We start from the raw sequence: 14,736 nt of genomic DNA, 5'->3' as shown, positions 1-14,736 counted from the left end.
GAATCCTGGGCTCTTTAAAATGTTTAATGATAAAGCCGGTTGAATTTTGTTATTCCGATTAACAGACATATGGGGCTCCGCTGGAGAAACGCTCGGCATGATTGGTGAACTGCAAGCTTGTTGAGCCCTAAAAGATGGTTATAGTGCCTTCATATGATCGTGACATGTTTAACATCCCGCTCTTTTGAGGAGGTTTTAAGATGAAGAAGCATTATAAAGTGATCATAGTAGGGGGAGGTACGGCAGGAATTACGGTAGGGGCGAGGCTTCTGCGGAAGCGAAAAGCCCTTCATGGAGATGTAGCGATCATAGACCCGGCTGATCATCATGCTTATCAGCCTCTTTGGACATTGGCAGGAGCAGGCGTTGTAGAAAAAGAGCGCACAAGGCGTGATATGGGTTCCGTCATTCCGGACGGAGCAGACTGGATCAAGAAGAGCGCGGCATTTTTTGATCCTGAGAATCATCGTCTCACAACAACAGATCATCATACATTCACTTATGATTACCTCGTTGCAGCTCCAGGTATTCACATCCATTGGGAGCATGTGAAAGGTTTGCCTGAAACGCTGGGGAAAAATAGCGTGTGCAGCATCTATTCATATGAACATGTTGATGATACGTGGAACACCATTCGCAATTTTAAAGGGGGAAACGCAATTTTTACTCACCCCAACACACCGATTAAGTGCGGAGGAGCTCCCCAAAAAATCATGTATTTAGCAGAAGAAGCATTCGGGAGAGCCGGTATACGCGACCGGACGAACGTCATATTTGAATCAGCGAATCCGGCGATTTTCGATGTTCCCAAATATCGCGCAGCTCTGGAAAAAGTGCTGGAACGAAAAAGCATTCAGGCGTGTTTCCGGAGGCATCTGGTGAAAGTGGACGGGGAGAGAAAAAAAGCCGTTTTTGAAGATTTGGAGACGGGCAGCATGATCACCCGGCCATTTGAAATGCTTCATGTTTGCCCGCCTATGGCAGCGCCGGATTTCATTCAACATAGCTTACTAGCCGATGAAGCAGGCTGGATCGATGTTCATCCGCGCACGCTTCAACACAACCGTTTTGCAAATGTCTTCGGGCTTGGGGATGCAAGCAATCTGCCCACTTCCAAAACAGGTGCAGCCATTCGAAAGCAGGCACCGGTGGTTGTAGAAAACCTGATGGCTTTAATGGATGGACGTCCTTTGAGAGCGCAATATGACGGGTATACCTCATGCCCTGTTGTGACAGGCTACAACAAGGTTGTGCTGGCCGAGTTCGACTATGATAAACGGCCGAGGGAAACGATGCCATTTAATCAAGCTGTTGAACGCCGGAGCATGTATTTTTTGAAAAAAAACCTGCTCCCCATCATGTATTGGAAGGGAATGCTTAAAGGGAAAATGTAGCGTGCTTAAGGCTATAAGCCGATCAGGGCGCTTTTATTAAATATTTTTTCTGAAAGGAAAATCGATATGCTATTAAAATATTTTTATGATGAAAGATTAGCTCAAGCCTCTTATCTGGTGGGATGCCAGACGTCAAAACAGGCTGTGGTGATCGACCCGGCGCGAAACATCGCACCGTATATAGAGGCAGCGGAAAAGCATGGGATGAGCATTGTGGGAGCTTTGGAAACACATATCCATGCAGATTTTGTTTCCGGAGCACGTGAACTTGCTGAAACGCTTAATGCCACATTATACCTGTCAGATGAAGGGGGGCAAGATTGGAAGTATCAATATGTTGATCACCTTCCTCACCGTCTATTAAAAGACGGCGATGATGTTAAAATTGGCAATCTCATATTTGAGGTGATTCATACACCAGGCCATACCCCTGAAAGTCTTTCATTTATCTTAACGGATGGCGGCGGACATGCGGATCAGCCAATGGGCATCTTTACAGGAGATTTTGTATTCGCAGGTGACATCGGCCGGCCGGATTTACTGGAAAAAGTAGCAGGCGCACAAGGCGCGGCAAACGCAGGTGCCCATGAAATGTTCGAATCTCTGGAAAAATTCAGGGAACTCCCTGATTATATGCAAGTTTGGCCGGGGCATGGGGCAGGCAGTGCGTGCGGAAAGTCTCTCGGAGCGATCCCCTCTTCAACTGTAGGATATGAGAAAAGGTTTAATTGGGCTTTTCAGCATACAAGCCGAGATTTGTTTGTGGAAGCCTTGCTGGATGGGCAGCCTGAACCGCCCACGTATTTTGCTGTGATGAAACAAATGAATAAAACCGGACCTGCTCTGTTGGCGAATGTACCCGCAACAAAAGAAATGACTGATATCGTTCAATTAGAAGAAAGCATTCGAAACGGAGCACAAGTCATCGATACACGCGAGCCGTCTCTGTTTGCAAAAGACCATCTAAAGGGAACGATCAATTTGCCATTTCGTTCATCATTTGCGACCTGGGCCGGCTGGATTGTAGACTATCAACGGCCTCTTTATGTATTAGCAAACCCTGCGGAACTGGATGATATCAAAGAAACTCTGCATTCTATCGGTATTGATCAAATTCCGTATGCTATGGATGCAGACAAAGCGGTCGCCTCATCTTCAGCACGTGAATCATACCAAAACATTTCACCGAAGGAAGCGAATGCTTTGCTTCAAGAAGAACATGCACAAATTCTTGATGTTCGGTATTTAAACGAATGGAAAGAAGGGCATATTGAAGGTGCGAAACATATGATGCTTGGAACGATTCCGGATCGCCTGGATGAAATTCCTGCCGGACGTCCGGTGATTGTCCAATGCGGTTCCGGCGTTCGGTCGGCTATCGGCGCAAGCCTGCTGCAGGCGGCTGGAATAAAAGTGGTGTATAACATGACAGGCGGATACGCCCAGTGGAAAAAAGATGTTCAAGATGAAAATAAAGTAAGAAAACTTTGAAAGGAAAAAGGCATCACCATCAACCTCCGCACCCGGACAAAAACAAAAGAGGCAAGGTGATGGTGACGCCGGCCTCTTTTGTTACCAGTATCTGCAATGAACCATCTATATCGGCGTGCGCTTCCCAATCCGGACACGCGATCATTGAATGGTTATTTTGTCGATCCCTCCTATTCAGCTTCCATTTTTGTGGATTGCGCTCAATTCATAATTGTAAGTATCTTGTTTCTGTTTATAATGAATGTATCAATGTTTTCTAAATGCTATTTGAAAAGACCGCTTCTGAGCAGAGAGATTTACGACCGCATACTCCGACTAGATCTCTGTCTGACATTTACAGTCGCACGGGGGAGGCGGAATCTTTTCCGCCTCGTAGCAGGAGTTTTCTTATCCGATAAATTAAGATTTGAGCAGCATCGGAATTTTGAAGTGTTCTTTTTCTAATTGGACGTGTCTTGTATTCAACATACATTTCATGTTCTTCATATAGATCAACGTGATCCGCCAATCACATGTTTCACAACATCGCTATAGAGAAAGGTGTTTAAAATTTGAGACGAATTATCAAATGGGCAGCATTAATCATTGTATGTATCGGTTTATTCGCATGCACTGCAAACAAGAACATAAAAAATATTCATTATGAAAAAGAAGAAAAACAAATACTGGATATATATACACCGAAGACGGACAAAAAAGAAAAACATCCCGTTATCATCTATCTTCATGGAGGGGGATGGACAGGCGGAGACAAGAGCAATGTTGCTTCAAAGCCGGCGTATTTTACAGAAAAGGGATATGTATTCGTGTCTGTCAACTATCGGCTTCATCCCGATGTTCAGTATAATGATATGGCCTATGATGTTGCAAAGGCGATTCAATGGGTGACGAATCATGCTGATGAGTATCAAATTGATCAATCGAAAATAAATGTCATGGGGCATTCGGCAGGGGGGCACTTGGCGGGCTTAATCGCCACGGATGCAAAATATTTGCATCGAGTCGGTCTTGAACCGGCATTACTCAATTCTATTGTTATATTAGACGGCCCTTTAAATATAAAGCAATTCATTGAAGCGATTCCGTCATATAAAAAGGTGTTTGGCGCTGATCAAAAGGTGTGGACAGAAGCATCACCGCTCACCTACATAAACAAACCAAATATGCCGCCGGCTTACCTTGTTACGCGCTGGGGAGATCCAGCTGTGTATCATTTTGCAGAAACCTTAAACAAAGCGGCAGGTTCTGAATTTGTTTATCAAGTCAAGAACTTATCCCATAGCGGTTTAAATAAGATGTTCGGTTCTCCGGATGCGCCAAAAGAAGCACAGGATATGACAACAGCTGTTATGGCGTTTTTGCAGAAGAACAACAAATAAGCTTGAAAGGGGGGCGGTTTGCCGCGGCTTTCCTTCAAGATGTCCAGAAGCTGCTTTTCAACGAAGAAAAGAAAGGCCGGAATATAGCTGCGGCCTTTCTTTTTCTGCTTTTTACCCAGTGTTTCATGAAACTCTTCGCTTTTCGATGAGGGGCAAGTAATGCCAAAGAATTCTAAATCTACCCCAAATCGCCACTTTTCGTAAGGCAGCAGTCAAACAAGTGAAAAAGGATATGATGTTTTAGGGGAGGGGAATACCGGTGTATGCCGAGTTTGACGGAGCCCTTATTTAAAGCACTCTAAGGGGTGTTTTTTGTGCAGGGAGATACATTCCATCAATAAAAGGCAGGATCTGCTGAGTGTGATTTCGATAAGGGAATGTTTGTTCTTTTTTTCTGAGAAGAAAAGCCCTAAAAAGGGCAATCTTCGTTAATTATTAACTTTAATCGTATGTTTTACTTCTTTTCCAAGAGGCTCAAATTCGTTGTTTGTCGGAGCATCAACCCGGATTTCAATCGATTTTAAATTCTTAACAGACGATTTTTTCAGAATGTACACATTGGCGCCTTCATTTTTCACTTTTCCTAGATATTCTCCTTCGATATGTTTGGAGATAAGCATTTCAGGCTCAAGCTGTTCTTTCGTATCAGTGACAATTGTGGCTTGTCCCAAATAAAAATTCACATCATCATCTGATGTATTTTCGCCTGACATTTCAATTGTTACGGCGTTAACTGTATCGCCGACTTTCACGCCGAGCAGTTTAGCTGTTGCTTCATTTTTCGGTTGCATTTCTTTTAATTGAACACTCTTAATCGTATATTTCATTGGTCCGACAGTGCCGTTTATATTCAATTTGTTATTCGTATAGATATCTTTCCCTTTCAGGTTTTCATCTTCCTGTGTATTGTCATTATCAGACTTTTTGTTTTCGCTTGCGGCAGATTTTTTAGTATCCCCGCTGTTTTTTGCGGTTTCTGAAGAACCACAAGCCCCCAATACAATTGCTAAACAAACCGTTAGAAATAAAACTGTTGCTTTCTTCATGATTAACCCCCAGATCATATTTATGTACGTCTTTAATCATAGGGCAAAATAACTAAAATATCAATGGGGTATTTCCATTTTTGTAAAATGTTTCACTTCTGTATCCGGGCTGGCATACTGTGAATCCCAGGTTTGGCAATGGCCTCTGCTCCGATACGACGACTCTGAGTGCTCTCATTACAGGTGATCCATTAATCATGTTGTGTGTTATTCTTAGTTGTCTTCATGAGATAGCATGTATATTAAAAACAGACTGAAGTTCCTTATTCAGCGGCAAGATTGAATCGGTGATAATATTAAACAGCCTGGCGCAGTAGCCAGGCCATATATGTTTCACTCGTCTGTTTTTAACTTTACAAATGTTCGTTTTCCGATTTGAATAATCATATTCTGCTTCACGGTAATCTCCGTTTGAACATTCATTATTTTTTCTCCGTCAACTCTGACACCCCCGTTTTGGATCATGCGGCGCCCCTCGCTCTTGGAAGGGAGGAGCTCCAGCTTGTTGAGCAGATCGATAATCGATAGTTTCCGATCGCCTTTCCAAAGCGCCGCCGGGATATCTTTAGGCAGACCGTTTTCTTGAAAGACCGTCTTGAAAGACTGTTCGGCGTTTTCTGCCGCTTTCGATCCGTGATACATCCGGACGATCGTTTTGGCTAAAAACATTTTGGCGTCCCTCGGGTGAACAGCTCCAGTTTCTAAGTCTTTCACAAGCTGTTTTTTCTCCTCGAGTTCTATGTCCGTGGCCAAATGGATATACTTTTTCATCAGGCTGTCCGGCAGCGACATCGTTTTTCCGTACATCTCGTTTGGGTGTTCATCAATCCCGATGTAGTTATTTTTGGATTTAGACATTTTTTCGATGCCGTCCAGGCCTTCCAACAGCGGCATGAGAATAACGACTTGTTTTTCTTTGTTGTATCTTTCTTGGAAATGCCGTCCCATCAGCACATTGAAATGCTGGTCTGTTCCCCCCAGCTCAATATCGCTTTCGAGAACGACGGAATCGTATCCCTGCATCAACGGGTAAAAGAATTCATGCAGGGAAATCGGTTTTTGCAGGGCGATGCGCTCTTCAAAATCATCGCGCTCCATCAAGCGGGCCACGGTTATTTTTCCTGCCAAATCAATGACATTCTCTAGGTTTAATTTCTTCAGCCAGTTTGAGTTGTAATGAAGCTCGACTTTTTCTTTGTCCAGCACTTTTCCGAATTGCTGAAAATATGTTTTGGCGTTATGCCGAACTTCTTTATCAGTCAGCTGTTTTCTGGCTGTGGACTTCCCTGTCGGATCACCGATTTTCCCAGTGAAATCACCAATCAAAAGCTGTACAATATGGCCGTTTTCTTGAAATTGGCGAAGTTTGTTTAAGACGACGGTATGTCCCAGATGAACATCCGGTGCAGAGGGATCTAATCCAAGTTTGATTTTCAGCGGTTTGCCTGTTGAAATGGAGTTGACGAGCTTGGCCTTTAATTCCTCCGGCGGTATGACTTCCTGGGCGCCTGTCATGTATAGCTGAAGCTGCCTTTCTACTTCTTTTTGCTGTGCTGCTGTAAGCTGATCAAATGCTTTCATCGTTTTTCCTCCTTTTTTATAAACAAAAAAAAGAGCCCATCCCCTTAAGGGACGTGACTCAATGCACGCGGTACCACCCTGGTTGAAGACAGCGTCTTCCGCTCATTCAGATAACGGGGTTTTCCGTTCTTTGCTACTGTTGTTCACAAAGAAAGCTCCGGGAGGTAATTCACGTTTGTCTGTGTGCCGGCTTACACCTTCCGCCGGCTCTCTGAAACAGGGAGACAAGCCGCTACTGATTCCCGTCAAAGCTTATGGTATGAAGATTGTCAGCCACTTTTCTAAGCAGCTTTTTCAGGGTTTCTTGCTCCTCTTTCGTCATGCCCGAAATAAGCTGAGTTTCCCCTTTGTGAAACTGAGGGTAGAGTTCCTCGATCACTTTTTTACCGGCTGCAGTGATCGAGACAAAAACGAGTCTTCGATCTCTTGTATCAATGCTTTTGGAGCAAAACCCCTTTTTTTCAAGCGTTTTAATCACATTGCTTGCCGTAGCTGTTGAAATGCCTGACAGCTCAGCGATTTTTCTCGTTTCAAGCCTGCCCCAAATCCATAGATCGTAAAGAATGGAGAAGGCGGTCCAAGACAATTTGTATGAAGAAAGAACTTCAGTCTCCATTTTGACACGGAGCCTTTGAGCAGATCGGTAAAGATTTGTAGCGATCGAAATCGCTTCCAGATTTAGAGACTCAACATGCATTTGTTTAAGTTTGCTGAGTGTGTCGTGTTCTTCATTGCGGAGCAGCGATCTTTTATTTAAACGTTCCATGTGTCAGACCCGCCTCTAATTATCAGAATCATTAGCTATGAAATGAATTTTAACAGAGATGAATATGGATTTCAAGTATATTTTTGCATGATTCAAGGGGAATGCTGTTATAACTGCGGATGTTCAAAGAATGATGCATGTGTGAAGTCCGTTAACATGATTGCTTTCTTATCTTTTTTTGCATTGATAACTTTAGCTATTTTAGAACATAGGTACACATTTTTCTGGTGTAATCCACCTAAAAGCAAAGGGGAGGACAAATTTTAATGAGTAACAATGATTTACTTATATTGAATTTTGAAGAGGTTCGGTGAAGGAGCATAAAAGTTTGGAAAGCCATACCTCAACAAATGCTAAATTGGAAGCCAGACGCAGATGCTTTAACGTGTGCTGAAATGATTAGGCATTGATTAGAAGGCGAGTTTCTTTATCACCAAGTTCTGATCGGAAGAGGTAGTAAAGCATGATCTAATTTATCCAATCCATTTGAAAACAGAAAATTTACAGCGGTAGATGATGAACTTGCATTCGCTAAACCTTTTCGTGAAGATTTCTTGAATTACATTAAGACGCTAAGTGTAAGCGATTTAGAGAATGTTCAAATAGACCGTTCTGATGTCGGTTATGTCAGAACCCTCGGAGATATGTTAATGCGCATCGCTTACCACGAATCTGTTCATACGGGTCAGTTATTAGACTATATGAGAACAATGAGAATAGACCGCCCGAACATCTGGGATTGATAGCAGAGGAGAAGGCTTTGCAAAGTCTTGTCTTTTTATCTGGCTTAGCATTTGCGCTATTTTTAAGCGTTATTTTGCACATTCAACTTTATAAAACCCAGTTGTCTGCACATGAGAAATGAGCTGGGTTTCTTAATATTTACATGCAATCTGTTATAGGATAATTCAAATCTTCCTAGTAAAAAAGCGACTGCTTGTTATTCCGCAATCGCGCCTGATTCTTGAAAATCGTTCCATCTTTATCACCAAAGAAAAAAGCCCGCCATTGTTACCAGTCTATTTATACCAACGTCAGGATGTGCTTTGTTCGTTTTTAACTTCCATAAACATTTTTAAGTTATATAAAAAAATCCAAGTATTGATGCTTTGACATTGTCTAAAGCAGGGTAATTTTTAGACTGAGCTCATCCATTTATTGTATCCATTAATCGGAAGAAATGTTCGGGATTATGAGTCTTATTTAGGTTATACCATGAATGCAATGTATCTGGTGCAAATACATCTAATTTTTTCAGTACTTCCATTGCAAATTCCAGAGGAGCAATTCCTGATGCAGTAACCAAATTCTCATCAGATACCGCAGGTTTCATCTCATAAAATTTTTCTCCTTTATAATTAGGACAGACCATTTTAATATACTCTAAGTTATTGCTTGTATGCTTTCTGGAATCTAAGTACCCGCTATTCGCTAAACCCTCAGTTGCACCGCAAATTCCGGCGACAATAGTGCCAAGCTTTAAAGCTTCGCCAACTTTTTTCAAGATAGATTGATGAATATCTTCTCCCCAAGTATTTCCTCCAGGTAAAACTAAAAGATCTTTACTCTCAAGAGTACACTCATCAAGGGAAATATCGGGTTTTATGCTTAATCCTCCCATCGTAGTCATCATTTCTTTATTAGCTCCTGCTGTAACTACTTTTAAAGGTGCTACATCTTTTTTGAAATACCTTCCTGAGTTTAGTTCAGCAATTAAATATCCATATTCCCAGTCTGACATTGTATTAAATACATAAAGATAAACTTTTTTTGTTTGCATCCAAGAACACTCCAATCACAATTGATATAGCCCATTATAAAATAACTTCCCTGACAGCTATCGTCAGGGAAGTTATCATACTTGATGAAATTTTATTAATTCCGACAGAACTTCAATAAGTCTTTTTTTAAGACTTATTGGCTCAATAACCTGAATAGATTTACCGTACGGTAAAATTAAATAAGGCACATATGTATGGATCATATCTTTTTCAAGAAGAAATACTGCTTGATTTGAAGTCCGTTCTTGTAAATAATGTCCTAAAAACCAATGTTGGCAAATGTCATCCAACGCCCTTCGGTTCCCATTAATAACCAAAGAGGCGATTCCTTCCTTATCTTTAATAGTTGGAAGGAGGTTTTTCAAAAAAAAGTCACGTGCTGAAAAATTTTCCGGCCGGTTACATTTATTTTCGGTTAGTATTAGACTTTCAATTTGATCTACTCTAAAACTACGGATATCATTCCTAAGATGACAAAATCCGATCACATACCACCTATTATTCCAATAAATTATTCTGTACGGATCGACCAATCTATACTTGGATTGCTCTTCGCCACTTTTATGGTACAGAATTTTTACAGAGTATTCGTCAGCTACAGCCTGCTCCAACTCCTTCAAGAAAGGTTCCATAGAGAGGGGACTTGATCGGCTGATTACTTCAAGACTGGTTAAATGTTGGTTTCTCTTTGATTCCTGTTCTTGGTTTGAATATTTGCTTAACTTTGAAACAGCCCTTTTTAGTGCTTCACCTCCATAATATCCGGCTTCTTCTGCAAAAACAGCAGCGTGGAATAGTGAGGTTTGCTCCTCAAAATCAAAAAAAAGAGGAGCTTCAATAAAATTGTCCAATAAAGTGTATCCACCGTTATGTCCCGTGTCTGAAATGATAGGTACACCGCTTGTTGAAAGTGTATCAATATAACGATACACAGTCCTTATATTCATCTCTAACTTTTCAGACATTTGTTTTGCGGTAATTTTTTCACCTGAACTAAGCATCCATAGAATTGCCAGCATATTATCAATTTTAGGCATATAAACCCACCTTTATCATTGAATTAACTTATTTCTTTGAATTAGACTATGTCTTGTCAGTTTAAGTATCATTTCTTCCCAATCTATTTCCGATTTTTAGTATAACCCATCAAGTGCGTTATTTCACAACCAGTAATATTCATGAAAAAAGGCTGGAGCGGTTGACAACAACTGATTTTCCCGCAGGGTCTGCGATGACCATCCATGCTGATTGAACTGAAATCTAGCGCACGATTATAATAGGAATTGGCGAAAAAGCAGGGATTAAAACGAACATCGTGTACACGAGGGGGACTCATTTTTGAATACGACCGATAAAATATTAATGGACTATGCAATGGACAGAAACTTAAATCAGTCTGAAAAAGATATTTTGTCCTTTCTCATTCAAAAAAAGATGGAAGGGGAGCAATTAAGTATAAGAAAAGCTGCCAATAAACTGTTTGTTTCCACGACTTCCATTCTGCGGCTTTGTAAAAAACTCGGTTTTAGCGGATATACCGAGTTTATTTATAACCTGGGGCTCAAAGTTGCCAAAATGCCGGATACAGAAGCGGAGTTCCTCGAAGGGATTCATAGTCCGCTGGAAACAAAGCGAAAAGAATTTATGCAAAATTACGAACTCACATTTCTTTCACTAAATGAAACGCATGTTCAGGTCTTCCTGGAGCAACTTCAGAAATGCCAAAAAATTTATTTTTACGGCGCAGGATTTTCAACTACTTTCTCCAATTACCTTGCTAAAAAGATGGAACTGTTCGGCTACTATGTATCGAACTCCTCTACAAGCGACAGCCGCGCTTTATTTTGGAACAACATCCAGAAGTACGAATTATTCATCGTATTTTCACGCTCCGGAGAAACGAATCGTGTGATTGAAAAAGTCAAGATTGCCAAAAACAATGGATTGAAGACGATTCTGTTTACCGGAAATAAACACAGCACAAACGCTTCACTGGCTGATCTTGTCTTTCCCGTTATCGACCCGACGATTGAATCCCAGCAGGAGTTTCAGGTCACTTCTTATGAATCCAATATGATGCTGCTGATTGATACCTTGTTAAGCCTCGCTATCCAAAAAGGCATTATCAAGGAGTTTTAATTCCTGTGACATTTCACATCATTTGTTGACATGATACAGATTCGACGAAATCTCTTTTTTAATCGTGGACCCGGCGCTATACTTTGTTTGTAATTGATAACGCTTACTTTATGCGAAAGGAAGGTTGGGATGAAAAGGGTTTTAAATGGGCTGCAGCTTTTTGGCAAATCATTATTTGCGCCGATTTTGATATTGCCGATCATCGGGCTGTTTATCGCATTCGGGAATGTTTTTGGGAACGGCAATCTGGCAAAGTACGTGTCTTTTCTCAATTATCCCTTCATACAGCACTTCGGGCAATTTATATCCGGTTCAGCGGTTTCTATTCTTCAAAACCTGGCGCTGGTCTTTGCTGTCGGCATTCCGATCGGACTCGCGAAAAAAGATAAAGGCTATGCCGCGCTAACAGGTCTGGTATCCTTTGTCATTTTTATTAACGCGATGCACCAGGTGATGCAGCTGTCGAACCGCTTAGTTCCTGCTGATCAGATGCAAGCATCCGGTCAGGCACTTGTTTTAAATGTCCAAGTTCTTGAAATGGGTGTATTTTCAGGGATCTTACTAGGAGCGCTTGTCAGTGTTCTTCACAATCAATACTGTGACAAACAATTTAAAGGCGTGATGCAAATTTATTCCGGCCATCGGTTTGTCGCCATTTTGGCGATTCCGAGCGCGATGATTCTTGGCGCGCTGGCCTCGGAATTTTGGCCGTTTGCCCAAAACGGCATTACATGGCTGGCAAACAGCATTAAAGATTTAGGTGTGTTCGGATTTTTGGTATACGGTTTTCTCGAAAGAATTCTTATACCGACAGGGCTGCACCATCTCATCTATACGCCTTTCCTGTATACAGAATTAGGCGGAACAGCCCATATCGGCGGCGATATGATTTACGGTGCCAGAAATATTTACTTTGCCGAAATGGCCGATAAATCGGTGAAAGTGCTCAGCGGCACAGTAAACTGGGATGCCCGCGGGTTAAGCAAGATGTTCGGGTTGATGGGGGCTGCGCTGGCATTGTATGCCACTGCCAGTAAAAAGAAAAAGAAACAGGCAAAAGCCATTTTACTGCCGGCAGCCGTTACTTCATTTCTTTTAGGCGTAACAGAGCCATTGGAATTTTCATTTCTATTTGTCGCGCCGATCCTGTTTGTTGTGCATGCCGTTCTTGCCGGTACAGGAATGATGCTTCTCAGCATTTTCGACGTACATGCAATCGGTGCGAACGGGATCATCGACTTCCTGCTGTACAATTTGCCGCTCGGTACAACAAAATCGAATTGGCCGATGTTTATTGTTGTTGGCTTGATCATGTTCGCGCTATACTTTGTCACTTTCCGGTTCCTGATTGTAAAACTGAACTTAAAAACACCCGGCCGTGAAGAGGATGAGGTGCCTTCCGGTACAGCGGCGACACAGGAATATGCCGCACAGCGGGAAACAGCTGCAGGACATACCGCCGCCTCCGGTCTCGGTGAAACGATCATCCAGGCATTGGGCGGAAAAGACAATATTGAAAATGTAGATAATTGTTATACGAGATTAAGGCTGATTTTAAAAGATCCAACTATCGTTGACGAAGCAACCTTAAAACAAACCGGCTCAAAAGGTGTGATAAAATCCGGCAACAATGTACAAGTCGTCTATGGACTACATGTAAAACATGTTAGGGATCAAGTGGATATGACATTAGGAGGCGTTACATAATGAAAACGTACAAATTAGCCATTGCAGGAGGCGGAAGCACGTATACCCCTGGGATTATCAGAAGCTTAATGGAACGATTGGAAGACCTTCCGTTATCAGAAATTCGTTTTTATGATATCGACGGCGAGCGCCAATCAAAGGTGGTCATTGCAGCGAAAGCGGTTATCTCCGAATATACAGACAAGATTGTCATCGTGGACACAACTGATCCAGAGACGGCATTTACAGACGCAGATTTTGTGTTCGCCCAAATGAGGGTAGGAAAATATAAAATGAGGGAACTTGATGAAAAAATCCCTCTTTCCCACGATGTTGTCGGCCAGGAAACATGCGGACCCGGCGGATTGGCGTACGGGTTAAGAACGATCTCCCCAATGGTGGAATTAATTGATTTTGTTGAACAATATGCAAAAGAGACTTGCTGGATCGTCAATTACTCCAACCCTGCGTCAATAGTGGCGGAAGCCGTAAGGAAACTGCGTCCGAAAGCGAGAGTCCTGAATATTTGTGATATGCCGGTTGCAACGATGCGCAATATGAGCGCCATCCTCGGCGTCAACCGGGAAGATCTGGTTGTTGACTACTTCGGTCTGAATCATTTCGGCTGGTTTACAAAAGTCGAAGTCTACGGCGTTGACCGTCTGCCTGAGCTCCGGGAGCATATCCATAAACACGGATTACTGACAGAGGATATTTCCAAAATCGATTATCGGCATGCGGACGCATCTTGGATCAAAACCTTTAAAAATATCAAATTGATAATGGACTTTTTTCCGGAATACATCCCAAATCCTTATTTGCAATACTATCTTTTGCCAGATTTGATTGTGGAGACATCGAATAAAGAATATACAAGGGCAAATGAGGTCATGAACGGCCGCGAAAAAACATTGTTTGAAACCGTTAAGCAATATGAAGAGACGGGTGTGCTTTCCGATCAGTTCCATGTAGGCGTGCATGGCATTTTCATCGTGGATGTCACCGTATCTCTGGCGAAAAATTTAGGGAAACGGTACCTTGTCATGGTTGAAAACAACGGCACAATCCCGAATCTTCCGGATGATGCCATGGTCGAAGTGCCTTGCCTGATCAATGCCGACGGTCCGGCACCTGAATATGTCGGGGACATTCCGTACTTTTACAAAGCCATGATCGATCAGCAGCTGGCCTCGGAAAAAATCCTGGTAGAAGCGATAACAGAAGGATCTTATGAGAAAGCGCTGCAAGCCTTCACATTAAACAAAACACTTCCTTCCTCAAAAGTGGCAAAAGCCGTTTTGGACGATTTAATCGAGGCGAACAAAGCGTATTGGCCGGAATTGAAAAGCAAATACAGAGACGGCGTTTTGATTCATTCGTAAAGTACGAGTTCCTCTTTTTGGAGGAGCTCTTTTTTCTTAGAAAGTAAAAAGAGGAAAACGAACATTTGAGAATCCGGATGGAAAAATATGA

Annotated in this window: 11 protein-coding genes, 1 pseudogene and 1 other annotated feature; of the genes and pseudogenes, 7 read left to right on the top strand and 5 right to left on the bottom strand. The window is 42.2% G+C overall.

The window, feature by feature from the left end; all coding sequences use genetic code 11:
* Positions 1–200: 200 nt before the first annotated feature.
* The 3 genes from R5H20_RS15990 (at position 201) to R5H20_RS15980 (ending at position 4,264) form a co-directional block, all read left to right on the top strand.
* Positions 201–1,394 carry an FAD/NAD(P)-binding oxidoreductase gene (locus R5H20_RS15990; RefSeq protein ID WP_006637724.1) on the top strand — a complete coding sequence of 398 codons (1,194 nt, stop codon included), beginning with the start codon at positions 201–203 and terminating at the stop codon, positions 1,392–1,394.
* Positions 1,395–1,460: 66 nt separating this feature from the next.
* Positions 1,461–2,885: an MBL fold metallo-hydrolase gene (locus R5H20_RS15985; protein WP_006637723.1), complete on the top strand. Its 1,425-nt coding sequence runs from the start codon at positions 1,461–1,463 to the stop codon at positions 2,883–2,885.
* 551 nt (positions 2,886–3,436) lie between these two features.
* Positions 3,437–4,264 (top strand): alpha/beta hydrolase, encoded by an 828-nt coding sequence (locus tag R5H20_RS15980; protein WP_095259997.1) that lies wholly within the window; start codon positions 3,437–3,439, stop codon positions 4,262–4,264.
* A gap of 428 nt (positions 4,265–4,692) precedes the next feature.
* Here R5H20_RS15980 and R5H20_RS15975 read toward each other — a convergent pair whose 3' ends face one another.
* The 3 genes from R5H20_RS15975 to R5H20_RS15965 form a co-directional block, all read right to left on the bottom strand.
* Positions 4,693–5,310: a hypothetical protein gene (locus R5H20_RS15975; protein WP_006637721.1), complete on the bottom strand. Its 618-nt coding sequence runs from the start codon at positions 5,308–5,310 to the stop codon at positions 4,693–4,695.
* Positions 5,311–5,643: 333 nt separating this feature from the next.
* A complete protein-coding gene (tyrS, locus tag R5H20_RS15970; protein WP_006637720.1) occupies positions 5,644–6,891 on the bottom strand; it encodes a tyrosine--tRNA ligase in 1,248 nt (415 codons plus the stop codon).
* Between the two features lie 44 nt (positions 6,892–6,935).
* Positions 6,936–7,149: a binding site (T-box leader), on the bottom strand.
* Complete coding sequence (locus tag R5H20_RS15965) at positions 7,124–7,657, bottom strand: MarR family transcriptional regulator (RefSeq protein WP_006637719.1); 534 nt, start codon at positions 7,655–7,657, stop codon at positions 7,124–7,126. (Overlaps the previous feature by 26 nt.)
* 320 nt (positions 7,658–7,977) lie before the next feature.
* On the opposite strand from R5H20_RS15965, the pseudogene R5H20_RS15960 reads away from it, so the two are divergent.
* Positions 7,978–8,400: pseudogene (locus R5H20_RS15960) on the top strand (DinB family protein).
* A gap of 404 nt (positions 8,401–8,804) precedes the next feature.
* Here R5H20_RS15960 and R5H20_RS15955 read toward each other — a convergent pair.
* Positions 8,805–9,437 carry a type 1 glutamine amidotransferase family protein gene (locus R5H20_RS15955; protein ID WP_006637718.1) on the bottom strand — a complete coding sequence of 211 codons (633 nt, stop codon included), beginning with the start codon at positions 9,435–9,437 and terminating at the stop codon, positions 8,805–8,807.
* Positions 9,438–9,512: 75 nt separating this feature from the next.
* Positions 9,513–10,475 carry a helix-turn-helix transcriptional regulator gene (locus tag R5H20_RS15950; protein ID WP_006637717.1) on the bottom strand — a complete coding sequence of 321 codons (963 nt, stop codon included), beginning with the start codon at positions 10,473–10,475 and terminating at the stop codon, positions 9,513–9,515.
* Between the two features lie 301 nt (positions 10,476–10,776).
* On the opposite strand from R5H20_RS15950, the gene R5H20_RS15945 reads away from it, so the two are divergent.
* From R5H20_RS15945 to R5H20_RS15935, 3 genes are all read left to right on the top strand, one after another.
* Positions 10,777–11,577 (top strand): MurR/RpiR family transcriptional regulator, encoded by an 801-nt coding sequence (locus tag R5H20_RS15945; RefSeq protein ID WP_006637716.1) that lies wholly within the window; start codon positions 10,777–10,779, stop codon positions 11,575–11,577.
* Between the two features lie 129 nt (positions 11,578–11,706).
* Positions 11,707–13,284, top strand: coding sequence for a PTS transporter subunit EIIC (locus tag R5H20_RS15940; protein ID WP_006637715.1), 1,578 nt, complete (start codon positions 11,707–11,709; stop codon positions 13,282–13,284).
* Positions 13,284–14,645 (top strand): 6-phospho-alpha-glucosidase, encoded by a 1,362-nt coding sequence (locus R5H20_RS15935; protein ID WP_006637714.1) that lies wholly within the window; start codon positions 13,284–13,286, stop codon positions 14,643–14,645. The genes R5H20_RS15940 and R5H20_RS15935 overlap by 1 nt, the downstream gene beginning before the upstream one ends.
* Positions 14,646–14,736: the final 91 nt, after the last annotated feature.

The sequence above is a fragment of the Bacillus sp. KICET-3 genome, from assembly GCF_033261025.1.
GTDB lineage: Bacteria > Bacillota > Bacilli > Bacillales > Bacillaceae > Bacillus > Bacillus sonorensis.
Note: the sequence above shows the minus strand (reverse complement) of the source record. Positions and strands in the feature narration are given on the sequence as shown.